24 protein-coding genes, 1 tRNA gene and 1 riboswitch are annotated in these 22,888 nt (G+C 45.3%); of the genes, 14 read left to right on the top strand and 11 right to left on the bottom strand.

Annotated elements, in window-relative coordinates; translation table 11 throughout:
• Positions 1 to 29: 29 nt before the first annotated feature.
• Positions 30 to 117: riboswitch (cyclic di-GMP riboswitch) on the top strand.
• Positions 118 to 171: 54 nt separating this feature from the next.
• Positions 172 to 300: a hypothetical protein gene (locus SPTER_RS25740; protein WP_281289471.1), complete on the top strand. Its 129-nt coding sequence runs from the start codon at positions 172 to 174 to the stop codon at positions 298 to 300.
• A gap of 67 nt (positions 301 to 367) precedes the next feature.
• Here SPTER_RS25740 and SPTER_RS21945 read toward each other — a convergent pair whose 3' ends face one another.
• On the bottom strand, positions 368 to 586 hold the full coding sequence (locus SPTER_RS21945) for a hypothetical protein (protein ID WP_144352337.1): 219 nt from the start codon (positions 584 to 586) through the stop codon (positions 368 to 370).
• Positions 587 to 905: 319 nt separating this feature from the next.
• On the opposite strand from SPTER_RS21945, the gene SPTER_RS21940 reads away from it, so the two are divergent.
• On the top strand, positions 906 to 1,571 hold the full coding sequence (locus SPTER_RS21940) for a YkgJ family cysteine cluster protein (RefSeq protein ID WP_144352336.1): 666 nt from the start codon (positions 906 to 908) through the stop codon (positions 1,569 to 1,571).
• Positions 1,572 to 2,140: 569 nt separating this feature from the next.
• On the opposite strand, the gene SPTER_RS21935 is transcribed toward SPTER_RS21940, so the two are convergent.
• Together SPTER_RS21935 and SPTER_RS21930 are read right to left on the bottom strand one after the other, a co-directional pair.
• Positions 2,141 to 2,335, bottom strand: coding sequence for a hypothetical protein (locus SPTER_RS21935; protein WP_144352335.1), 195 nt, complete (start codon positions 2,333 to 2,335; stop codon positions 2,141 to 2,143).
• Positions 2,336 to 3,192: 857 nt separating this feature from the next.
• Positions 3,193 to 3,420, bottom strand: coding sequence for a hypothetical protein (locus tag SPTER_RS21930; protein ID WP_144352334.1), 228 nt, complete (start codon positions 3,418 to 3,420; stop codon positions 3,193 to 3,195).
• 651 nt (positions 3,421 to 4,071) lie between these two features.
• Here SPTER_RS21930 and SPTER_RS21925 point away from each other — a divergent pair.
• Together SPTER_RS21925 and SPTER_RS21920 are read left to right on the top strand one after the other, a co-directional pair.
• Positions 4,072 to 5,043, top strand: a complete 972-nt coding sequence (locus SPTER_RS21925; RefSeq protein ID WP_144352333.1) for a 3'-5' exoribonuclease YhaM family protein — start codon at positions 4,072 to 4,074, stop codon at positions 5,041 to 5,043.
• A 76-nt stretch (positions 5,044 to 5,119) separates the two neighbouring features.
• A complete protein-coding gene (locus SPTER_RS21920; protein WP_144352332.1) occupies positions 5,120 to 5,878 on the top strand; it encodes a hypothetical protein in 759 nt (252 codons plus the stop codon).
• Between the two features lie 132 nt (positions 5,879 to 6,010).
• Here SPTER_RS21920 and SPTER_RS21915 read toward each other — a convergent pair whose 3' ends face one another.
• Positions 6,011 to 6,346, bottom strand: coding sequence for a hypothetical protein (locus SPTER_RS21915; RefSeq protein ID WP_144352331.1), 336 nt, complete (start codon positions 6,344 to 6,346; stop codon positions 6,011 to 6,013).
• A gap of 149 nt (positions 6,347 to 6,495) precedes the next feature.
• Here SPTER_RS21915 and dinB point away from each other — a divergent pair, with 149 nt between their 5' ends.
• Positions 6,496 to 7,656: a DNA polymerase IV gene (gene dinB, locus SPTER_RS21910; RefSeq protein ID WP_144352330.1), complete on the top strand. Its 1,161-nt coding sequence runs from the start codon at positions 6,496 to 6,498 to the stop codon at positions 7,654 to 7,656.
• Positions 7,657 to 7,888: 232 nt separating this feature from the next.
• Here dinB and SPTER_RS21905 read toward each other — a convergent pair whose 3' ends face one another.
• Positions 7,889 to 8,206: a hypothetical protein gene (locus SPTER_RS21905; protein WP_144352329.1), complete on the bottom strand. Its 318-nt coding sequence runs from the start codon at positions 8,204 to 8,206 to the stop codon at positions 7,889 to 7,891.
• 73 nt (positions 8,207 to 8,279) lie between these two features.
• Here SPTER_RS21905 and SPTER_RS21900 point away from each other — a divergent pair, with 73 nt between their 5' ends.
• Positions 8,280 to 9,407, top strand: coding sequence for a M20/M25/M40 family metallo-hydrolase (locus SPTER_RS21900; protein WP_144353038.1), 1,128 nt, complete (start codon positions 8,280 to 8,282; stop codon positions 9,405 to 9,407).
• 173 nt (positions 9,408 to 9,580) lie between these two features.
• Here the strand turns inward: SPTER_RS21900 and SPTER_RS21895 are convergent, their stop codons facing one another.
• Together SPTER_RS21895 and SPTER_RS21890 are read right to left on the bottom strand one after the other, a co-directional pair.
• Entirely contained in the window at positions 9,581 to 10,579 is a 999-nt protein-coding gene (locus SPTER_RS21895) for a tetraprenyl-beta-curcumene synthase family protein (RefSeq protein ID WP_246105395.1), read from the bottom strand.
• Between the two features lie 342 nt (positions 10,580 to 10,921).
• Positions 10,922 to 12,436, bottom strand: a complete 1,515-nt coding sequence (locus SPTER_RS21890) for a Ppx/GppA phosphatase family protein (RefSeq protein WP_144352327.1) — start codon at positions 12,434 to 12,436, stop codon at positions 10,922 to 10,924.
• Positions 12,437 to 12,680: 244 nt separating this feature from the next.
• Here SPTER_RS21890 and SPTER_RS21885 point away from each other — a divergent pair, with 244 nt between their 5' ends.
• From SPTER_RS21885 to SPTER_RS21870, 4 genes are all read left to right on the top strand, one after another.
• Positions 12,681 to 14,228, top strand: a complete 1,548-nt coding sequence (locus tag SPTER_RS21885) for a Ppx/GppA phosphatase family protein (RefSeq protein ID WP_144352326.1) — start codon at positions 12,681 to 12,683, stop codon at positions 14,226 to 14,228.
• A complete protein-coding gene (locus SPTER_RS21880) occupies positions 14,228 to 16,354 on the top strand; it encodes an RNA degradosome polyphosphate kinase (protein WP_211367368.1) in 2,127 nt (708 codons plus the stop codon). The genes SPTER_RS21885 and SPTER_RS21880 overlap by 1 nt, the downstream gene beginning before the upstream one ends.
• A gap of 85 nt (positions 16,355 to 16,439) precedes the next feature.
• Positions 16,440 to 16,730, top strand: a complete 291-nt coding sequence (locus SPTER_RS21875; RefSeq protein WP_144352325.1) for a hypothetical protein — start codon at positions 16,440 to 16,442, stop codon at positions 16,728 to 16,730.
• A gap of 261 nt (positions 16,731 to 16,991) precedes the next feature.
• Positions 16,992 to 17,068: transfer RNA gene (locus SPTER_RS21870), tRNA-Arg, on the top strand.
• A 110-nt stretch (positions 17,069 to 17,178) separates the two neighbouring features.
• Here SPTER_RS21870 and SPTER_RS21865 read toward each other — a convergent pair.
• Positions 17,179 to 18,429, bottom strand: a complete 1,251-nt coding sequence (locus SPTER_RS21865; RefSeq protein ID WP_144352324.1) for a tyrosine-type recombinase/integrase — start codon at positions 18,427 to 18,429, stop codon at positions 17,179 to 17,181.
• A 249-nt stretch (positions 18,430 to 18,678) separates the two neighbouring features.
• Positions 18,679 to 19,029, bottom strand: coding sequence for a LysE family translocator (locus SPTER_RS21860; RefSeq protein WP_144352323.1), 351 nt, complete (start codon positions 19,027 to 19,029; stop codon positions 18,679 to 18,681).
• A 186-nt stretch (positions 19,030 to 19,215) separates the two neighbouring features.
• Here SPTER_RS21860 and SPTER_RS25800 point away from each other — a divergent pair, with 186 nt between their 5' ends.
• From SPTER_RS25800 to SPTER_RS21835, 4 genes are all read left to right on the top strand, one after another.
• Positions 19,216 to 19,293 carry a putative holin-like toxin gene (locus SPTER_RS25800; RefSeq protein ID WP_341539063.1) on the top strand — a complete coding sequence of 26 codons (78 nt, stop codon included), beginning with the start codon at positions 19,216 to 19,218 and terminating at the stop codon, positions 19,291 to 19,293.
• A 663-nt stretch (positions 19,294 to 19,956) separates the two neighbouring features.
• Positions 19,957 to 20,163: a SymE family type I addiction module toxin gene (locus SPTER_RS21845; protein WP_170233366.1), complete on the top strand. Its 207-nt coding sequence runs from the start codon at positions 19,957 to 19,959 to the stop codon at positions 20,161 to 20,163.
• A 156-nt stretch (positions 20,164 to 20,319) separates the two neighbouring features.
• The gene (locus SPTER_RS21840) at positions 20,320 to 20,526 is read left to right on the top strand and encodes a hypothetical protein (RefSeq protein ID WP_144352321.1); all 207 of its coding nucleotides are present in this window, start codon (positions 20,320 to 20,322) and stop codon (positions 20,524 to 20,526) included.
• Entirely contained in the window at positions 20,523 to 20,717 is a 195-nt protein-coding gene (locus tag SPTER_RS21835; RefSeq protein WP_144352320.1) for a hypothetical protein, read from the top strand. Before SPTER_RS21840 ends, SPTER_RS21835 begins: the two co-directional genes overlap by 4 nt.
• Positions 20,718 to 20,833: 116 nt before the next feature.
• Here the strand turns inward: SPTER_RS21835 and istB are convergent, their stop codons facing one another.
• Together istB and istA are read right to left on the bottom strand one after the other, a co-directional pair.
• Positions 20,834 to 21,631, bottom strand: a complete 798-nt coding sequence (gene istB / locus SPTER_RS21830) for an IS21-like element helper ATPase IstB (RefSeq protein WP_144349924.1) — start codon at positions 21,629 to 21,631, stop codon at positions 20,834 to 20,836.
• Positions 21,631 to 22,848, bottom strand: a complete 1,218-nt coding sequence (gene istA, locus SPTER_RS21825) for an IS21 family transposase (RefSeq protein WP_144349234.1) — start codon at positions 22,846 to 22,848, stop codon at positions 21,631 to 21,633. The genes istB and istA overlap by 1 nt, the downstream gene beginning before the upstream one ends.
• Positions 22,849 to 22,888: the final 40 nt, after the last annotated feature.

Here is a 22,888-nt window from a genome sequence, read left to right as displayed (position 1 = left end):
TTTCGTTTATAATTCTTTATAAGGAAATAAATATATCAGAGCAAACCTTCTAAAAGGAAGGGACGCAAAGCCATGGGTCTAAAGATTGTTAACATCTATGATTGCCAGGTTGCACACAATGTGTAATCCTGGCAATTTTTAATTAAAAATGAAACTTTACTGGGGGTGTTAGTGATAGCTGGTGCCGAAAGTAATAATCTGGATAGTGTAAACATGAGTGAAGAAGAACTAGAGGAATTGTTGGCGGAATTGCCTAATATCATTAAGGAGTTAGAAGCGCTTAAAACAGAGCGTACATAAGTTGCATTTTCTTAGATTAACATAATTTGTAATTAATGAATAAGAGCTGCACTATCGGCAGCTCTATTTAGCGATGTGATTTTATTTTTGCGAAGATAGATTCACCGTCAATCACAATTGTACAGAGTAAGAAAAAGCCACAGATAACTTTTACTATAAATTTCAGGCTGTCTAGCAGTAAGGCCCAAACGTGCCATTCCCTTATAAAAGGAGTAATAAAGATCAAAATCAATAATACCACCAACGATATAAGAAATAATTGAGTAGCAGGATAATCTTTTAGCATAATCGTATCCTCCTTATATTATTTCTATTTTCATTATATTCTCGCTATTTATTTTTGTCTATCATTTGCTAATTTTAATTCGTAAGATTAAATTTCATTCTAAACTAATTCTAAAATTTGGTGGTTATGATAAATATATAACTCAGAACGGTAATCGTTCTGTAACTATAGAACTGTTCTCCTTGCTCTCCGTCTTCCCCTTGGGTGGACGGTTTTTTGATTTAAAGGAATTAGCGATTTAAAAGAGAAGATAGTCCATATCTTTATTGGCTCATAGCGGTGCCGGAAAAGAATTATTATCATCCGGTTTTAGAAAGGAATGGTCAAACTGAAGCTGATTTTTAACAAAGAAAATGAGGTGGATCTTGTGGGGTTAACGCCCGGATCTACTGTGCAGGATTTTTTTGATGCTGTCGATGCGTTTTTGACTGAAAATCCGTTGCCTTGTAATATCTGCAAACAGCATTGTTGTAAAGGCAGATTCAAAATCAATATGGATAGTGTCAGTGCTAAGAAAATTGCTAAAGGCAAGGTCGAACGCATAGTTTCCAAGTTGTTTGTTGATGTCGGGAACAATAAACTGGAGGTATTCCTGGTTGCAGGACATAAGAAATGCCGGCATTTGGATGGCCTGGCAAGATGTCTTGTTTACAAAGATCGACCGGCAAGTTGCCGGACCTATATCTGTCTTTCACAAAGTCTAGGTTATAGAATTCTCGATTCGGCAATTGTTGCAGAAATGCATCATGCTATGCGGGCTGAATATCTGGTTACAGTCATAAAAGATCCGGCAACACCAGCGGCAGCTATTGAACCGGCCACAGCATTGCTCCAGGAAATAATTAGCACCAGCGTAGCGTACAACTGTAGCAGCTATAACGAAATCCTGATTAAGGACTGTGTAAGATCGGATTATGCCCATTCCAATATATCACCGGAAGAGGTTAACTATTTTCATCAAATTATTAATAGTGCTGAATTTTAAACGAACAGCCCTGGGTTACAGCATTAATGAATTAATTTTGGAGGGCTTACGTAAGCCCTCCAAACGGCAAAATTTACTGCCAGGGATAGGATACTCTTTCGAAGTACGTGACAGCTAAGAAACATATACCGATCACAATTAATACTGCAATTGCTATTGTTGTCATAGCGCCCGCCTCCTGTTCTGTTGTAGTGAGGTTAACTATCCCTATATAGTATGTGTGGGATAGACTTCTTTATGTGATCTGGTCAATTTTGTATTTCTGTCTAGGCCCTGAGGGGCTCTTTTTATTTATTAGGGAACTGAACAAAAAGCCTGTATAAATTGTAAACAATTAATAAACAAGACCTTTGTTTATTGTTGTGGCATTCTTGTGGGCTGCATGCGATGCGCTTCATAGTCAATAGACAGTAAAATAACGCCGTCCAGGATGAACGGCGCTTAAAAAAGGAGAGAGAAGTTGGTGTTAGTTTTACCAGCCGCCAAACAATTATACTACCGGAGGCATCGGTCCGGGAGGCCGGGCAATGAACCGGGCTATTAAATTATTCGATATTTTAATAGCCCGGTTATGGTTCCGTTCTATTTACCAACTTGGCAGTGGGGTTAACATCGGGTGTGGTATTATACTGTGAAGTTGGCTGATGAGTATTTTTTTCTTTTGGAAGTTCAGATTCCCTCAGGGATAATGGTTCAGGATTATTCGGACCATACCCTGCCGGCATTTTTGCGTCAAGCTTCTGCTCTTCAACAGACTTTTTCATATTAATCACCTCAGAGCTAGTGTTCCCTGGTAAATTTTTTTTACCCTTTTTTAAAAAAAATTATCATTCAGTGCCGGGTGATTTAATTTACCGCAGAGCTGCCACGAGTCCGGATAAGCGACCGCTGTAAAGGCGGAAGTAACTGGCAGGCCTGACCGTTGTTACCTATTAGTCAATCTTACATTAAGAAAAACCCACTTGCTTAACAAAAATTTTATGCTCACAGTTGTTTAGCATACTTACAAACGGGGAATAGTATGGAGTAGCAAAACAATGTGAGGTGATCAGTAGCTTGATTCGATTTCGCAATCATCCAATCGTAATTTTTACAGCGTTGCTTACAATTTATACGATTTGTAATTCGATTTCAGCAATCTTTAAGTAAGGACAGGCTACAAACTGCTAGAATAGTTTTGTTGTTTGTCCATAGTTGTAGCAAGGCATAAGAAATAGGCGGATTTATACCCGCCTATTTTTTATCCTGATAGACAGCCATGCCGTTACAACGGCACCAGCAAAGAATAAAAAATGTTATTTTTCAGGATAGAAAGTATAACTTTCCCTGGATAAGGGCAACATCGGCTTACGCTTTCGCCAAGGCTCGGCGCCAGCCGTGTTTTCTTTACCCCATCAGAATTTATAAAAATTCCGGGACTATGATCTAAGGGCTAAGAAAAAGCTTAGGCTTCTGCTGGCGTCCTAAAGGACTTGGCATAAGCCAAGTTTTTCTAATCATTTGCAACACCTCGGGAAGCGATTTTAACAGTCTCACAAACGATTTAGCTGCTTGTCAGAATGACATTGTTCCGGAATTTTCGGCAAACTGAATTCTTGGAAGTGGTCTTTGTATAAGCTGTTTAAGCTTCTATGGGCGCTTCCGGTTTAACGGCTGTTTCACTGATCACTACATCTTCTTGCACCGTATCATGCTCACGACTATTACTTAGAGTTGCCAGTAAATCGATTATTTGCTTATTTTGGGCAATAATAATTTCTTGATTTTTTGTTATCTCTTGCAAAGGATAAAGAGCCTGCTGAAATTTTTCTACAATATATTTTATAATTTTATCGTAGGAAGCCAACATAATACCCCCCTTATATTTATTGGTATATTATATTAGCATAGCTGGTGAAAGGTGAATAAATTGGCTGGAGGAGGGGGACAGTACCGGCCAAAACATATGAATCTGTTTTGGCAACTACAGGTAAATGGACCTCCGCGGGGCGGAGGTCCATTTGCTGTAACAAAAACGGAAAGTTGTCAATATAGTTGATGCTAGACTTCTTCCGGGTTTTGGGTAGGCTTAGTGTGCTTGTGTTGATAATCGTCAGCAGTTTTAGGTGTTTGTTGCGTTGATTGCGATCCTTTAGATTTAGCCCGCTGACGGCTACGAAACTGATCAAGAGTTCTCCCGCCCATTGTATGACCCCCTTAAATAACATTATCGGGATAATAGTACCCTACTATATAAATGTGTAATTTAGCTGTGGATTATTCAAAAATTTGTATTGCATGATTGCCCTGACCATATTTATAGCCATTGCTTGTAAAGGTAGTTGCTATAATCTTCAAATATGTTGTAGTAAGCATGTGGGTTAGCCGGAAGCTGCAGGAAATTTTCTGTATTAGCAGGCGTTCCCTGTTGTTTGACAGGAGTTTGTCTGTCCGCAGCAGAATATTTAAGTATTTCCTGCTGTTTAAGCAGAAAGCAGACTACCGGTGAAGGAGAATTACGATGAAGCTTGGTGAATTGGTCAGGAATCCGAAAGGGGCCCGCTTGGCGGGGATATACCGTGTTTCGCGATTTGAGCTTAAAACCGCAAAAAACGGCAAGACCTATGGTGATTGTTATATTAGCGATCATAGCTTTGATGTGCCTGCTAAGTTCTGGGATATATCGGGCGAGTACTCACAGATTTTGCAGCAAAACCTGGTATTGTATATTGAAGCCACCCTTGATCACTTCAAAGAGGCTCCGCAGCTAATTATTGATAGTGTTGCTATCCCCTCGCGCCAGGAGATCGATGAGGCGCTAAACACGCTGGGCATGATGGCATCACAGGATATCGGACAGTTGTATGAGGCATTGACGGCAATCATTGCCGGCGTGGAGTGTAAATCATTAAAGCAAATACTTAACTATGTCTTTATTGATGATAAAGAGTTTGTCGAGAGGTTTAAGCGCCATCCCGGTGCAGTCAAGAACCACCATGCCTGTATCGGAGGCTTGCTCCAGCATACAGTGGAGGTCGCGACAACTGCTCTGGACTATTGTGTTCGTAACCCCAGGGTCAAAAAGGATATCTTACTGGCTGCAGCTCTATTTCACGATATTGGCAAGGTCCGTGAGATTGAAGTGGATGCTTTGGGGCTGCCGGTTGGTTTTACAAAAGCGGGAAAACTCCTGCGCCATATTTATTTGGGGATGGAGCTGGTTGAACAGGCGTGCAGGAAATTTAATCTGGAGGCAGAGCTTTGCTTAATCCTTAAACACTGTATTTATTCCCATCATGGGCAGGCTGAGTGGGGCAGTCCGGTGGAACCGATGATCCTGGAAGCGGAAATCCTGCATTATCTGGATAATTTAAGCGCAAAAACTGAACAATTTATCCGGGAGGAAGACAAGGCACTACCGGGTAGCTTTAATCGGAGCGCCACCTTAAGACGGGATATATATCGGTTAAGTGAGGAATGGGCACAAGAATAAGCAGAAACGTTGTATTTATACTTAAATGGCGGTAAAATATATATAATAGGCAATTAATCAGTATGGTGGTGTTATATTGACAACCCAAAACATCTATCAGCAGGCTGTTTATGATATGTATGCAGCAATCGCCGGTGCAGCTGCCATTAAAACTATTAAGGCTCAGTACAACGCTGTGATCGAAGGCCGGACAGAAACCCATGAAGCCGACATATATTGGGAGTTTACCGATGGTGATATTATCTATAAAATACTTATTCAGGCGAAAGAGCAGGTAAGTCTGGGTGAATTATTTTCCTTCTTGCGGATTGTAAGAGATATTCCAGGACAGGTTATGGGTGTTATTGTGACTCAGCCGGTATATAAGAAAGATGTTAAAGATATGGCAGCAAACGCCGGTATTATTCTGTATGAGCTTTTGGCGCCGCTGACTGCCGGAATTTGGGAGCCTGTTATAAGTAATATCCGGATTAACGTGGATGCGGCCTGGGTTAAAGCGGCGAAAGAGCAGGCCGGCTTAGGTGACGAAATGATTCAAATGAATGCAAATCCCAAATATACTTTTTTATACGATGAGAACGGCAATTGTGTGGACTCTGTTCAGGGTGTTTTTGATTATTATGGCAAAGAACGAAATAGCGCCGGTACCGAACAGGAAAAGATTGTTCACTCTTTTGCCGAGCCGGTATTTTTACAAACCCATCATGAAATGGTACCTTTTATCAAATTGGATAATATTACTTTTGATTTGGAATTTGTTAATGCTAACCAAATGCCAGGTGAAGAAATGTTGGGTCAGGTTTTTGAAAAGACATTAAAGTATTTTGGTCATTGAACAAAAAGAAGTCCTGACGTGTTATCGCTTTGGACTTCTTTTTCTAACCCCAGCAGAATTTCTATGACACCGGATAAAAAAAGGTAAGGCTTCTGGCTGCGTCCTAAAAGACGAGTGCATAAGCCAATTTTTCTAATTAAATTTATGTTCACCGAACGGGATATCAATAATCCGGGTGATTTTATCTGAAAGTTGAATCTTGAAAAGGAAATCCTGTTTATTTAAATGTAAGTATTCATTATCATCCAGGCGCAATTCAATCGATTTTAGTGGTGAATGCTCACTCAGATTGATTGAGAGGCTGCGGTCAGATTTTAAAATCATATGATTGTCAAGATTAATCCATTCTTTGACTGGTTTCGGCGGCGCAGTGCGAATTGATTCTGACCAGATAATTGGCGATATTTCCGCCGCTGCGCTCTGCGTCAGTAACAGGATAATACCAAAACAGAGCAGACCGATTTTCATATGTAACTCCTCCTTTCTTTAATCATTAGTTTAGCATAGATGGGGAATAAATTCAAAGATTAGTAACCGTATGTTGATCAGCCGGCCTTATTGATGTATAATTTTACAATAGAACGTGCGTTCTAAATGAACTTGTGCGAGGTGGCGCAATGCAGCGCTGGATTATTCATGTCGATATGGATGCTTTTTATGCGGCTGTTGAGCAGCGGGATAATCCCGAACTGCGTGGCCGTCCTGTTATTATCGGCGGTACCGGGCCGCGTGGTGTAGTAGCTACAGCCTCCTATGAAGCCCGTAAATTTGGTGTTCGGTCAGCTATGCCGGCTATTGAGGCTAAACGACGCTGCCCTCACGGTATTTTTTTAGCGCCGGACCATCAAAAATATAACCAGGTTTCACAGCAAATTATACAGATATTTACTGATTTTTCACCGGTAATTGAGCCATTGTCACTTGATGAAGCTTTCCTTGATGTTACAGGTATGGACGGTTTGTTTGGCAGTCCGGTCGATATTGCTGTTAAAATTAAAGAACGTATCAAATCTGAGCTTGGCCTTACGGCTTCAGCCGGGGTAGCCCCTAATAAATTTCTGGCTAAACTGGCATCGGATATGAAGAAACCGGACGGATTGATGGTTATCCGCCCGGAACAGGTGGTACAGGTATTGGCTGCTATTCCGGTTACGCGGTTATGGGGTGTAGGCCAGTCTACCGCGCAGATACTAGACAACCTGGGACTTAAAACCATTGGTGAGGTTGCCCGGTTTGACCCGGGGAATTTAGCCAAGCATTGTGGTCAGGTGGGATATATTATTCATCAGCTTGCTAACGGCCAGGATGAGCGGCCGGTCGTTGCAGACCGGCAACCTAAATCAATTGGCAAAGAAAACACTTTTGCCGAAGACATCCGGGACCGGGAAGGGCTTAAGACTCAGTTGTGGCTGCTGGTTGAGATGGTAGGCTGGCGGCTTAGGCGGCAGGGCCTAAGTGGGCGAACCATTACTGTTAAAGTGCGATTTGCATCGTTCCGGACGATTACCCGCAGTAAGACTTTGGTAGTAGCGGCTAATCTTGATGAAACTATTTTTCGCATTGCTGAAGAAGCTCTTGCCAATATTACTCTGAATGAAGGTGTGCGGCTGCTGGGCGTAACCGTAAGCGGGCTTGCCACTGCGAGCGGACAAATGTCCTTGTTTGATCAAGGGGATGGAAAAATACTGGCTGTTGCCCAAGCTGTTGATCGTTTGAAGGAACGGTTTGGTGAAGGGGCAGTGACCCGGGGCAGGGCACTGATTGTACGTCAGTCATAGTGCCGTGTGTCACCTAAAAGTTTGGCTTATATTGCGGTCTTTTCCCGCCCTGCTTCGTTGTCGTCGCTGACAGATTGCCGGTCTGCGCGGCCCGTGCCAGTAATAAGAGGCCCATATCATACAGGATCATTAAAGCAGATCTTAATGAATCAGTTAGCGCCCTCCGCCCTGCATTGCGAAAAAATCTACGTTGTCTAAAACTAACATCTAACTTTGCCAAGGCACTAGCGGTTTAGAGTTTGGGGCGGTGTGCGAGTTTGTGGATCAGGATATCAGCAATCTGGCTGGCGGTTAAGCCGGTAATATTTAACGTGACAGTGTCTGGGTGATCAGATGTGTTATAATGGTAATTACCAATGCAAATATCAGCGTGGCCGGGCCGGCTGGTAAGACAGTCGTCTGTATCAGGCCGGTAACTGGTATATAGATAAGCGTCAGCAGCATGGCCGGGTTTAGAGCGGTTAGTGATGTCCACAACCTGAAACCCATAATCGGTAAGAGCATTGGCTAATTTGGGGTTATGGCCGTCCAGGATGATTGTTTTTGTCATGATGAGCACCCTTTCTACAGATGATAGCTTTAATATGGTTGGGTGCTTAAATAAATATGTAGGGGGGATCCATATAATTAACCGGAAGCGGATGTTAAATGAGTTTTTGGAGTTAGTGCAAATTAAGTGTTCAACCCGGGCAGAGCGTCAGGTGGCTGATATCATTAAACAAAAACTGGCTGACCTACATATGGAGGTGTCAGAAGACAATACCGGCAGCAAGATCGGCGGTAACTGCGGTAATGTATTGGGTTATTTACCAGGTACTGTGGCCGAGGCCCCTTGTCTGTTGTTTACCGCCCACATGGATTGTGTTGAGCCCTGTGACAATATTAAACCGGTATTGACAGAAGGTATCATTACCTCATCCGGCGATACGATTCTGGGTGCTGATGACAAATCCGGCGTGGTGGCCATTTTGGAAGCCCTGAGAATTGTGCAAGAGCTGAATATTGCCCATGGCAGCATTCAGGTGATCTTTACAGTTGCCGAGGAAGGCGGCCTTAACGGTTCTAAAAATATTGATCCGGCTTTATTAAGGGCTGATCTTGGCTATGCTCTGGATTCCAGTGGATCACCTGGTGAAGTTATTAATATGGCTCCTGGCCAAAATAAAATTGATATTACTGTATATGGTAAAAAGGCCCATGCCGGCGTTGCCCCTGAAGAGGGACTTAATGCCATTATCCTGGCCGGTAAGGCTTTGACGGCAGTCAAAGACGGCCGTATTGATTTTGAGACTACAGCCAATATTGGTAGTATCCAAGGCGGTTCAGCGACTAATATTGTACCAGATATAGTTCAAATCAAGGCCGAGGCCCGCAGCCGCAGCGCCGGCAAGCTGGCAGCACAAACCGAGCATATGCGTCAAGTATTTGAAGAGACGGTTAAAGCCGCCGGTGGCCGCTGTGAGGTTAAAATTAGTAAAGAGTATGATGCTTATGTGTTGTCCGAGTCCGCGCCGGTAGTGATGCTGGCTCGCCAGGCGGCCGAAACCATCGGCCTGAAACCAGTCATCAAAGCCACCGGCGGTGGTAGTGATGCCAATTATTTCAACAGCTTTGGCGTGCCGACGGCAGTACTTGGCACAGGCATGTCCAAGGTGCATACCACCGATGAATTCATTAAAGAAGAGGATCTTTACAATAGCGGTAACTATGCTTTAGCGATAATTAAAGCTGTTAGCCAAAGCAAGCTCTGAGGGTAATCAAAAATTCAAAGAGGGATTGCTAACTGCAGAAGTAGCAATCCCTCTTTGTGGCCGTCATAATTTATAAAATCTTAATGCAAGTCAGGGATAAGAAACTCTATACCAAACATATAGGCGGCTTTTGCCGACAGCCTAAAGAGCTTAGCCGAAGCTCACTTTTTTAATTAAAGAATACTTTTTTTTCTGAGCAATCGGCATAGCCTGTACATGAACCGGGGATACAATCCCGCCGAATCCAGCAGACTGTCCCGAATCGCGCGTTCGGCCGGCGCGTCGGTCTTGGGGTCGGACAGGTACATCGCCAGCAGACCGTTAACTACCGTGAGGCCAAAGGCTGGTTCCGGCAGCAACGCTATCCGGCGTCGGGCTTCTTTGCTAAAATAAGTCAGCCGGTCCAGCGTTTCCTGATGACTCGGATAATAAGCAACAAAGTTAAGATCGCCACTCAGGCGGTCTTCGTCTCCGTCAATAAAATAATCCAAAAGGATATGTAAGCCGTTAATCCAGGGAAAGTAAGCGCAGGAAATCTGATCAGCCTGGTTTTGTGTGAGTTTTGGATTATAAGCGGCAGCACACAACATAAACATCCCTAATGTTGAGCCGGTAGCGGCAGCAAATTCCCATGGCCTGATTCCCTGGTATTTTGGTAGGTGGCAATTTATCCAGTCAAGCATTTTTTTTTCCCTTATGGCAAGGTCAAGGTGCTTGTAGGTCTGAAGCTCACTATAGAGTACAGCTTGCCGGAGAAGTTCTGTTTTGACTAAATGATAGGCCGGCAGTTTTAAGATTTCATCACGGCAGGTGTTAACCAGCTTTGTCAAATAGCCGCCATCATCTTTGAAGGGGTAGTTGATATAGTACTGATTAAGCGGTGTGGCGGGATCAAGCGCATCAGTTATTGCCAAATGGAGTTGGCGAAAGGCTCCTTCATCTGTAAAACCGGCACGGTCACATAAATTGTCGAGATAATCACTTATGGTCTGGAGCGCTACTATCAGACGCACAAATTCACGGGTAGGCACGCCTTTATACAGGCTGTAGATACTACCGCCCTGACAATGAAATTTTTTGGAATGAAGACTAGCCAAGGCTTGGTCGGCTAATTCCCGCATACCGTTTTCCTCGGCATACCGCTGCCAGGATGAAAGTTCCTGTTCAACCATAGGGAAGACCTTGCGTATAAATTCGGGTAGAAGTGTAAGGCCTGAAGCTGGGTATAAAAAGTCTGCAGGCATAGCGTTTTCCTCCTAGAAAAATCGCATAGACATCTTTATTTTATCCTTTTATCTATAATTTGGCAAATAAAAAAAAGTATGCACTTAATTGCTATAAATGTAACTGAATAACATAACTTATTGCGCTGCAAAGGTGTGGTGCAGCAAGCAGTACCTAATGCTATTTCCGGCCTTGCAGCCCCCGTATTCATGCTGGACGGGGCATTATGCGGTTAGAACCGCTAATAAAATAACACCGGTGGTCGGATATATCCCGCCGGTGTTATTTTATTAGCTGATTGTTAACTCTAGTCCCGTCTCTTTTTTGAACCATTTACGATGTTGATCTATAGCCTGCCGCTCAATCGTTACCGGATCAGCTGTTAACAGGCGCAAATGAGCCTGGCTATAGGAAAACGAGGGAATAACATCATGCACCAGTCCCAGCTGAGTTGTTTCCAAGCTCTCAGCTAAAGCAACAAGGAGTGCCAGCTTGCGGGCCGTCTGCCAGTCATGCTGGTCAAGAAATTCATTATATAGTTTATTGCGGATATATTTGGCTGAGGGGCCATTATGCCAGCCAACAACCACTGCCGCCAGCATTTGTTCACGATGAGTTAAGCCAAAGAGGCGGGCGTTTTCCACAAGGTAAGCACTGTGACGTGCGTGATCATAATAGTTGATGGTAATGCCTATATCGTGCAATAATGCTGCTACTCTCAGCAGCTTTCTATCACGACTGTCTAATCTTAAAACAGGCTGCCAGCTGTCAAACATAGTTTCAGCAAGCTTGGCTACATGATAGGCATGCGTTTCATTGCCTTTGTAAAATAATAGCATATTGTGGGTTGAATGCATCAGGATATCAGGAATAATCTCAGAGTGCTGCTGTTTGGCTAGATAGTAATTAAGAAACATTCCTTCCCGTACACCGCAGCCACTAATGATAATATTAGTCGACAGTGACAGATCAATCAGTGATTTGACGATGGTTGTTCCGGCGATAATAATATCAGCCCGTTCCGTACTCAGTCCAGGAAATTTACGGCGCTGAGTCAGATTAGTTTTAGTAAGCGTCCGCCACAATTCATCGAAAGCCATCGCTCCAAGCCTGTAGTTGTGAACTTTGGGAAACGGGTAGTTTTTGCGCTTCTGGTCCATCTTAGCAATATTGCGGGCTGTGCCGCCGACACCAACAATAGGCAGCCCCAGCCGCTTCAGCCAAGGCAGTCGTTCCAGTCGTGTGATAATATGTCCGCGCATGGCTGCTAACTGTATTTCGCTTACCTTATCCTGGCAACCAATTTTTTCGGTAAGATTGACAGCGCCAAACGGCAGGCTAAAAACCTCGACCGGCTGCCGGTCCTTTACCAAAGTTATTTCGGTACTGCCACCGCCTAAGTCGAAAAGAAGCGCACTGTCAACATCAATGGTATTTATGATACCTGTAAAGCCTAAGTGGGCTTCGGCTTCTCCGCTGATAACCTGCAGCGGGATGCCGGTATGCTGCTGTGCCAGATTGATGAATTCACTGCCGTTTTTAGCGATACGAACAGCGGCTGTTGCGACTGCAAGGATTTTATCAACTTTTACTAATTGGCACATATGGGCAAAAATTTTAAGCGTGCCAATGGCCCGCCACATTGAATCACGGGCTAATACCCCGGTTTCGGCTAAGCCTTCGCTCAGACGTACTGTTTCTTTTTGATTGTATACGAGGTTATAAGCGCCATTGTGGTAGATGTGCATAACAATCAGGCGGGCTGAATTCGAACCCAGGTCGATGATTGCTACCCGTTCTGTCAAAATAGTTCAGCTCCTAACACTTTTGGACTAACAATTTAGTATAACATAGTTATTGCTATTATTTATAAAATCCTGCTAGATTAGACTACCAAAATGTATCATTCGCAAAAAAATGTTGCTAAAGGATAATATCATTAATTTACTGTTAATTTAGTATTAAGTCCCAAAAATGATAGGATTTTTGGTTGTTAATGTCGAATTAGAGCATATTATATAAAATCAAGATATTTAGGGGGGGCAGACAATGGCCAGACATGCTCCGGACCGGTTTGCTGCCATTCATGTTGGTTCAGAGCAGATCGGTGTTCAGATTGTCGAATATACCACACTGGATGATGTTCGAATCGTTGAACAGAGCTATCGACAGGTAATGTTAAGTGAGGAAACCTTTAAAACCGGGCGTGTCAGCTTTGGCGCCGTAAGCGAAGTTTGTGAACTGTTAAAGGGCTACCGCCGTTTACTTACTGAATATGGGGTGCGTGATTATCGTTTGGTAGCAACTACTGCTATCCGTGAAGCGCAAAACCAACCGTACATTATTGACCAGATAAAAGTGAAGAGTGGTTTTAATGTGGAAGTTGTTGACATGCCACAAGAAATTTTTTATAAATATGTTTCCCTGGTTAAGACTGTAAACGAAAGGGGCTTGCTGAATCAAAAGGATGGTATGCTATTTGTCGATATTTCTTCTGGTGGACTTGGCTTTACACTATACAAAGAGGGCAGCCTTACTTATCAGCAAAATATCCATATCGGGGCGCTGAGGATTAAAGAAAGCTTTGATAAAAGCCAGCGTGATTCAGCCCATTTTCATGAAGCATTATCCCAATATATAAGCAGTACTATCGAGCCGGTAGAGAAGGAAATGTGCCAGCATAATATTAAGCGGCTGATACTATCAGGGCCTGAGACTAAGCTGCTGTTAAAAATGCTGGGGAAAGAGCAAGGACGGGTTACCTTTGTCAGTCTGTCCGAATTTAACAATCTCTATAAGCAGGTTGGTTCACTTAATCTGCCGCAGATTATAAAGAATTTTGATCTTACTGAAAATAAAGCCGAGATTGTATTGCCTACGATCGTGCTTTACAAAAAGATTATATCACTCACTAACCCCGAAGAGATTGCAATTCCGAGCGATCAGTTTATTGATGGCGTTATTATTAAACATATTGCTGAAAAGACCGGCCATGAACATAAGCAGCTGATTGAAGATCAACTGATTAGTTTATGCTGGGAGATAGGCAAAAAATATTATTATGATCCTAATCATGCGGCCGCTGTCGAAAAGTGGTCGTTACTCCTGTTTGATAAACTGGCCCGTGTGCATGGCCTGGGCGAGCGCCACAGGCGCCTCTTAAAAGTGGCCGCCATTCTGCATGATATTGGCAAATACGTTAATTTAAGACGTCATTATTTCTATTCTTACCGTTTAATTATTTCTTCAGATATTATGGGTTTTTCAGAAGCCGAGAGACATATAATGGCCAATATAGCATTTTATCATTCCAAAGGCACTCCCGCCGACACTGATACTAACTGGGCCAGTTTAACGCCAGGGCAAAAAGTGACGGTTTCCAAGCTTTCTGCCATCATACGGATTGCCGATGCCATTGATCGCAGCCATCGGCAAAAAGTCAGCCAAGCCGATGTTGTACTGCGGGGCGATGAAATGATTATAACTGTAGTCAGTAGTGAGGATATGTCGCTGGAAAGGTGGACTTTTGCGGAGAAAGCTGATTTTTTTGAAGATGTTTTTGGCATAAAAGCAATATTGATTAGAAGGGCGGGGTAATGATTATGGCAAATGCCAGAGACTGTGATATCCATGACAATCCCGAATTCTTCTTTAACCGGGAATTAAGTTGGATCAAGTTTAACCGGAGGGTGCTGGGAGAGGCCGACGTCAAACATAAGCCACTGATAGAGCGCCTCAAGTTTATTGCCATTACCAGTTCAAATTTAGATGAGTTTTTTATGATTCGTGTGGCTGGGCTTAAACATCAATTTGAAAGCGGTATCAATAAAACTGATGCGGCCGGCCTGACGGTCAGACAACAACTGGCAAGTATCGCTGAAGATACCCATGAATTGGTTAAGTTAAAATACAGGTATTTAAAAAATATTCTTAAGGAACTGGAAGGGGCCGATATTAATTTTGCCGATATCAACAGCCTCGATGATCGGGTGCTTGAATGGGTTGAGAATTATTATAACAATACTATTTTTCCTGTTATAACCCCCATGGCCGTGGATGCCGGTCATCCCTTTCCCTTTCTGGCCAACCGCAGCCTTAATCTGGCTGTGTTTTTGGGCCGTGAGCGGGGCGAGACCCATGCCGCCGTCATTCAGGTCCCCGGCGTTTTGCCCCGTATCATCGAAGCGCCTTCTGAGGGAAGTAAACGGCAGTTTGTATTTTTAGAAGATATTATCAAACATTATTGTGCACACCTGTTCCATGGTTTCATTATTAAAGATATAGTGCCATTCCGGATAACAAGAAATGCTGACCTCTCCATTGATGAGGAGGATGCTGAAGATCTTCTGGCCGAAGTTGAAAAATCGCTGCGACAGCGCAAGCGAGGCCAGGCTGTGAGGCTGGAGATAGGTAAAACCAATAATAAGCAATTAAAAGAGTTATTAGTGCAAACACTTAATATTGAAGAGCAGGATGTCTATGAGATTCCGGGACCACTTGATGTTACCTGCTTTTTCAAGTTTAGTGAGGCCCCGGGACTGGAGCACCTTCGCTACAGCCCGATGGGGCCGCAACTGGCCCAGGATCTTATTGGCAGTGATAATTTATTTGAAGCTCTCCGTGAGCGGGATATTCTGTTGCATCACCCTTATGAATCTTTTGAGCCGGTAGTGGAATTTGTTCGTCAGGCGGCATGGGATCCTAAGGTTTTGGCGATTAAACAGACCTTGTACCGGGTGAGTGGTAATTCGCCAATCGTAAAATCATTGGCTCAGGCTGCAGAAAATGGCAAGCAGGTTACCGTGCTTGTCGAGCTAAAAGCCAGGTTTGATGAAGAAAATAATATTCTCTGGGCTAAACGCCTGGAGGAAGCAGGTTGTCATGTTATTTATGGTCTGGTGGGATTGAAAACCCACGCCAAAATGATATTGGTGGTCAGGCAGGAGCAGGACGGCATTAAACGTTATGTTCACATGGGAACAGGCAACTATAATGATGCTACTGCCAAACTGTACACCGATTTGGGGTTATTTACGGCTAATGATCAGTTTGGGGCTGATGCCTCTGCCTTTTTTAACGTATTGTCAGGTTACTCTGACCCGCCGGTATGGAATAAAATTGTTGTGGCCCCGCTGGGGCTGCGGGAAAAAATTAAGGAATTGGTTGACCGGGAGATTGAGTTTGCAACAGGTGGTAGAGGCGGACGGATTATTGCCAAAATGAATTCACTTGTGGATAAAGATATTGTTCTCAAGCTGTATGAGGCCTCCTGCCAAGGTGTTAAGATTGACCTGATTGTACGGGGTATTTGTGTTCTTAGGCCTGGTGTGGCTGGTGTAAGTGATAATATAACGGTCCGTAGTGTTGTCGGGCGCTACCTGGAGCATCATCGCATATTTTATTTTGGCAATGGTGGCAATGAGCGGGTGTTTTTATCGAGCGCTGATTGGATGCCACGGAATCTTAATGAGAGGGTAGAGTTATTTTTCCCTATTGAGGATTTGAACCATATTAAAAGAATCAAAGATATTTTGGAAATTTCCCTCACAGACAACCAAAAAGCGTATATTATGAAAAAAGATGGCACCTACCGACGCGTTGATAAGCGCGGTAAAATGGTAAATAGCCAGTTGGAGTTTTATGCTGAGGCACAAGCGGCTGTACAGGTTCAAAATATTACAATCGAGCAGCGCCTTAAACCATTATATAAGCGGGCTGAGTAACAATAATAAATAAGGCAGGAGTTTATCCTGCCGGTGTAATATATAGTATTATAAGCTATATTTTATTGGAAAAGAGGTTGTATTTATGCAAAAGAATTTTAAAGTGGCTGTTCAGCATAATAGTAAGTGCGGATATATTGAGTACGACGAGAGGAGTAAGTCTGTTAAAGTAGCCTTTGACGATGCTGCCACCCGCCAAATTATTGAAGCTTATCTCGCATCAGAACATATAATCCGGGTAGCTGGTGAAGGCCTTATGGATTTTAAGGATGTTACAATTCGTCCTGCAGAAAGTGCCGAGCAGCTTAAAACAGCCCTTACCCGCATCTGGGAAAAAACAGGTGTCCATGTTGATTGGAGCCGGCCGGTAGCGTGATGAAATATCACACTATTGCTTTTTATTAGGCATATAATAGACTTATCCACAAACTTATCCCCAAAACACGTGAAATTGTGGATAACCATGTGATTGTTTGTGGGAAAAATCTGTGGATGAAGAGATAAATAGTGACGATATAAGGATTTTTGCTGTGGATAAGTAGGATAACGTGCATGTGGATAATAAAGAGGGCTTTTTGGTAAGCGCCTTGACTTTAACTGAAAGAGTATGGTAGAATGCTTTTGGCTAGTATAAAGAGACTCCGTAGCTCAGCTGGATAGAGCGTTTGACTACGAATCAAAAGGTCGCAGGTTCGAATCCTGCCGGGGTCGCCATTGATATTTCAAAGGTTTTACGATACTTTCGTAAAGCCTTTTTTGTCGTTTTCATAGCAGTTTTACAACAACCGTACAACAACGCGGCTGTAACTGCATTTTCTGTCATGCTAATTAAGTGGTGTTTCATGATTGTTCGGAGCGGCCGGAAAAGAAGAATTCAGCCATAAGGCGATTTGTTCCTGACCGCCGGATATTCTTTGGTGGGTATAGACATTGAGCAGCATCTGCGTGGTGCTGTGGCCCAGACGGTACTGGGCATCCTTGATGCTGGCGCCGTTTGCCGAGAGGCGGCTGGCATGATCGTGGCGTAGTTTATGGAAGGTAAGCGTAAGCCCTGCCGCCTGGGCGGTGAGTTTGAACCGCTGGGACCATTTTTTCGGGTCCTGGATTCTGCCGTTGTTATCGGGAAAGACCAGGTTGTTTTTCTGCCAGGACCGGCCTCTGGACTTGATCAGGATGTTCTGCCGTTCCTGGTGCAGCCGGATCTCCTGCATCGTCACTTCCGGCAGGGGCAGCACCCGCCGGCGGGCATCGGTTTTGGTATCATCAAGTTTCAGTCCCTTGTCGGTGATAATGGCGGCCCGCTGGATACTGACAGTGTCGTTGCTGAAATTAAAGTCTATCCACTTTAATCCCAGCAGTTCGGAGCGGGTGATACCGGTGGCCCATTCGAGGGACAGGACGGTATACATTTCGGGATCGGCTTTGGCGGCCGCGAAGAGGCGTGCCCATTCCTGCGTGGTCAGCGGTGTAAATTCGGTGCGCCGCTTCCTGGGCAGGGTTACGATTTTGAAAGGCAGCCGGTGCAGGAGCTCTTCGTTAAACGCTTTGTTCAGGGCAATGCGCAGGATGGCAAAGGCCAGTTCGGCCAGACGCGGACTGCCGCCATGGTCCCGGATGTAATTGATCATGTATTGGATGTCGATGCCCCGGAGCTTCTGCAGCTTGATCGCACCGAGGTGGGGCTGATTGTGAGTGGTGACGATGGAGCGGTAGCCCATAAAGGTATTTTCCCGGACACTGGCCCTGGCATAGATGTTTAGCCATTTTTCCACCCACTGGCCGACGGTGACTTTGTCGGCGTCGATGTAGACCGGTCCTCTGCTTTGTTCGATCAGGGCATCTTTTTTTTGCTGGACTTCTGCTTTGGTTTTGCCGTAGCAGTATTTGCGAATGGATTTGCCGGTTGCGGCGTCCCGTCCGATTGTGACGGCCGCCATCCACAGGCCGTTGCTGTGGCGGCAAATGGTTCCCTCGCCGTTGGCCCGTTTGGCCATGAGCACACACCACACCACCTTTGGTAATGTCGGTGGCAGGGCTGCTGTGCGCTGTTGTTGTATGACCCACTGCCACCGCATGCGGTAAGCAATGAATTACAGGCACAGCCTAGGCCATGATAACGGCGGCTTGATGGCTGGAAGTGACGGCCATTTCCTGGCAGTCCTGCCGGCGGCAGAAGCTGCCGCTGCGGGTTTGTTCCATATCCACACACCTCCTTTGCTGGCGATTGCTCCGGGTTCCGTCAGGGCCTGTCCCTACGGCGGCGTCCCGGAGGCACGCAGGCGGGTTGCCTCATGCGCCATGTTCACACACCATCCTTTGTTTTCCTAGCTTTTTTCGGCAGCGAGCAGTTTGGCTCCCAACAGGAGATAGAGGCTGCCGCAAACTTTGTTCATCACATTCGTCTTTTCACGCAGCAGCGTGGTGACCTTGGCGGAAAAATAAACTACGCCCAGCAGCCAGAGGGCACCGGTAACGATGAAGGTCAGGCCTAAGATTAAAAAGGGAATGATCCCGTAACTGTTGTGCGGATCAATAAACTGCGGCAGGAACGAAAGAAAAAACAACGCTACTTTGGGATTGAGGACATCGATGATTAACCCCTGCCAGAAGGTATCTTTGGGCGACATGGCCGCTTGCGCCGGTGCAGCCGCCAGCGTATCCTTCGCCAGCAGCATGGTAAGGCCGAGATAGCCAAGGTAGACGGCGCCCGCGGGAAAATAAAAAAGCCGCCTTCGTTTGAAAGGTGGCAGTGTGAAAGCAATTCATAGAATTTTCTCTTTTCAGCCTGGAAGATTATGCTATAATAAGCGTAACAGGCTGTCGGGGAACGGTTGGCCACTTCCTTCCAGGAAGGGGGTGGTATGGTGTCAACATTTGAGGCAATGTACTTAATGGTCGCATTCGCAACACTTGTTGTGCTCATCATAAAACAGAAATAACCGCTCCCACGCCATGGTTTGCGGTTATTTCTCAATAACGTAATCCGGGCTAACCGTTCGGTTAGACAGTCTGCCGGGCTGGCGTGCTTGCAACACGTCAGTCCTTTTCTTATATTATACCCATAGATTGTAAAATATGCAATCCGTCAATAAAAAATCCTGGTCTGTCTGTCCTGCTTGACTTGCAATTCACTCAGAAAGGGCTATAATTAGAAATAGGTGGAAATTAAAGAGTCGCCGTGACCCGGAAGTGTTGGAGCACTCCCGAGGCACGCGCAGGTGTTTGGGCACCTACACGTAACAGCTTAGCTGTCCACGACGACATTTCTATTATACAATGCCGACCGCTTGAAAACAAGCGAGGCGCGGTATAGTGGGGTGTTGGGGAGCAGCTGTGCGACTTGACGCAGCAGATGATTCAGCCTATTCCTGATCCCATCAACCGGAAAGGCAAGTGTTCGCGTACATATTACTGACTGCTTTTCTGTTTGACAGCCGGTTCTGTTCCGGTTTATTGGGTCTGGGCTTTAGCAAACGACGAAGCAAAGCGCATGTGTAGGGTTAAAACCTCGCATGCGCTTTTTAATTTCCCCCTATAAAAAGCAATGGCAGGGCCGGTCAATAACAAGGGACTTGCTGTAGCTTGCGATAGGGGGTATAGATTTGTCCGGTGAAAGGGAAAGTTCACGCATTCTGACTGTCTATTATACATACCTCAATAACGGAAAAGACCGTTGGCCGCTAATCCGGCTGCAGGGTAAATGGCTCCAGGACCTTGGTTTTCAGAGTGGGAATAAGATTACCATTGAAGACCATAGCGGTGCATTGTTAATCAAAGCAGTACCTGATGAAGGGAAAAAGCTGATCTAACTACTGGGAACGTCCCGCCGCCGGTCTTGTCATGGTATCACACCGGTCAAGGCTGCGCCTGCTCCGCTTTCGCTGCGCCCCTACGGGTGACACGGTGTGCCGCTCTGAGGTGAGGTCGGCGGGAGAACTGCTGCTGACGAGCGGAGGTGCAGGGGTATGTGGGATGAGCTAGCTAGATATTGGCGGGTTGAGGCCGCACTGTGGGTTTGCTACTGGAACGCACTGGACCGGAAGGACCAGGCGAGTGTCCGGTATTGTGCCGATTATAGCTTGCTATTGTCGGTGTTTTGGCTGGTGGTGCTGGTCGGCGGGGTAATGACGCTGGGGATGGTTGTTCAGTTTTTGCAGGGAGGCTGCCGGTGATGCTGGCAGCCTTTTTTGTGCTAAATATCATTCCTATAAGAAATGCTTGCAATATTACAAACATAGAAATGATTGTGATCAAAGATACACAGTATCATACATTGAAAAAAATGGCTATTTTTGTTACAATATATGTTATCATAACATGTCTCTATGCGCTTGCCATTCATACTAGTGGCAGGCGTTTTTAAGCGGGAAAGTATTCAATAAGCTAAGAGTGTCAACGCCGGATTAAAAATGACCGAATCGCCGGTTGAAAAATGACCCACTCGCCGGAAGTAAAAACGCCGGAGCCCGTAACCGCCGATCAAGATATCGCCGGTTTGTCCGCTGCATGGATGTCAGCCGGTGGCACCGTTTTTACGCCGGTCTTCAATCTATCCCTGAGTCTATAAGTGTCTCCGCGAATGTTGATGACATGGGCATGATGCAGTAACCGGTCCAGCAAGGCCGTTGCAATTACGGTGTCGCTCATTAATTCGCCCCAGTCGCTAAAGAACTTGTTGCTAGTAAGTATTATGCTGCCCTTCTCGTAGCGTGAGCAGATTAGCTGGAACATTAACTCCGCTGCCTCGCGGTCGAGCTGCGCATACCCAACCTCATCAATGATCAGTATGGCTGGCCTTGTGTAGACCCTCCATCGCCGGTCCAGTTTACCGGTCAGCATGGCTTTTTTCAAATCAGCAATGAGCTGAGCCAAGCTGACGAAATATACTGTGAGGCCTGCTCTGAGCGCCTCAACCGCCAGGCCAACGGCAAGATGGGTCTTACCCACACCAGGCGGACCGAGAAACACTACATTTTCTCGCCGTGCCGCAAAGGCTAGTGTTGCCAGTTCTTTCATTTGTCTGCTATCTATGCCTGGCTGAAAGTTGAAATCGAAATCATCCAGTGTTTTACGGTGCGGAAGACGAGATAATTTCATCCTTGTTTCTTCGCTGCGCCGTTTACGCTCGGCGTTCTCTACTTCGAGAAGCCCTCCGAGGAATGATAAATAAGTTAGTTCACTGTGAGCCGCAGCCTCAAGCCGTGCATCCAGCAGCTCAGATGCCGTGCTAAGTCCCAGTTCTTTTAAAAGGTCACGGGTGTGTTCCAGTTCTATCATCAGATCACCCCGGCAACCCTGTCATACAAGCTGAGCGGCCTGATTTCAACCGTCGGGTTGTCCGTCTGCTTCGCATACGAAAACGGGGCTGCCATCCCATTTCTTTCTGCCAATCCTTCATACTGGCCTTTGAGCCAGACGATTCTGCCCGATGTATATACCACTTTATGATGGGCGATTCTCACTTCGCCGTCATAAGCCTCAAATTTGTCACCGGAAATTCGCACTCTGACTTCACGTCCGCTATACTGCCAAGGTACGCCGTATTTAGCTCCATCAAAGCTGACAAAACCATCGCGCGTCACTTTTCGCAGTTCCCAGCGATAGTTATCGCGAACCGCTTTATCCGGTAGAGGCAGGAGCGGCTCCTTCTGTAAAGCATGAAGTGGTATTTCGCCCGTAGTACCATGTGGTTTGCTATCCACTTTACGGCACCACTCCAGTGCCTGAAGATTCAGGTCGTCAACATCCAGAAACTGTCTGCCTGGAAGGAAGTTGTTTTTTACATAGTCCACAAGCCGTTCTACCTTACCTTTAGTCTGAGGCCTTCTCGGCCGACAAACTTTTGGTAGGAAGCCCATATCGGCGGCAAAATCCTCAAAGCGCTTATTCCAGAGCGGCTTGCCGGCCTCGCTGCCATCAATGACTGTCTTCATCCTGTCAGTGAGAACAACCTGGGGAACACCGCCGAAATATTCGAAGGCGTTTACCATGCAGCGAAGCAGGCTGTAGAAATCGCAGCGTTTCGTGAACTCCACATACTTACTTCTTGAGCTACCCATGATCATCACGAATACCGGCGTTTTATGAACGATGCCATGCTCATCCAGGTAGTGAGTGATGCCCCAGTCCATCTGAGCCTGTTTACCGGGAGGGGTTTCATATCGCCTTACCGCCGGTGAATTCCTTGCTGGACGCATGTCCTTCACATAGTCCTTAAGGATGGTAATGCCGCCTGTATAACCAAGGTTTTGTAGGTGTTCATAGATTACTACACAGTTGAATATGCCGTTTTGTACCATTTCGTCGATTATGGACTTAAATGGATCGAGTTTAGAAGGCCTTGTCCGACCTTTCAGCCGGTGCTGTCCTGTATCACCGGCAGCATATTTCTTTGCCGTATTTTTCGATATACCTAATTCTTTGCCAATTGTATACGGGGATTGACCCGCCAAAGCTTTTTGCCGTATCATAAGTATTAGCCCACTCCTTAACATTTGCTACCTCCTGGTGATCTTGTCAATCCCCATGGTAGCT

Source organism: Sporomusa termitida, assembly GCF_007641255.1.
In the GTDB taxonomy this organism is placed as follows: domain Bacteria; phylum Bacillota; class Negativicutes; order Sporomusales; family Sporomusaceae; genus Sporomusa; species Sporomusa termitida.
This window is presented reverse-complemented; position numbering and strand designations above follow the sequence as displayed.